1 protein-coding gene is annotated in these 243 nt (G+C 75.7%); it reads left to right on the top strand.

Features of this window, described 5'->3' with window-relative positions; all coding sequences use genetic code 11:
- Positions 1 to 243: glutamate ligase domain-containing protein (locus BN358_RS23675; RefSeq protein ID WP_304412788.1), on the top strand; the 243-nt coding region annotated here is incomplete at both ends.

Here is a 243-nt window from a genome sequence, read left to right as displayed (position 1 = left end):
GGGGTGCCACCCCCGGCCGTCGCGCAGGGCCTGCAGCGGCTGCGGATCGGCGACCACCGGATCCAGACCGTCGCCGAGCGGGACGGCGTGCGCTACGTGGACGACTCCAAGGCGACGAACCCCCATGCCGCCGCCGCGTCCCTGGCCGCGTTCGACCACGTGGTGTGGATCGCCGGCGGCCAGGCCAAGGGGACCAGCTTCGACGACCTGGTCGCTGAGGTCGCCCCGAGGCTGCGGGCGGCG

The organism is Sedimentibacter sp. B4, from assembly GCF_000309315.1.
Classification (GTDB): Bacteria; Bacillota; Clostridia; order Tissierellales; family Sedimentibacteraceae; genus Sedimentibacter; species Sedimentibacter saalensis.
This window is presented reverse-complemented; position numbering and strand designations above follow the sequence as displayed.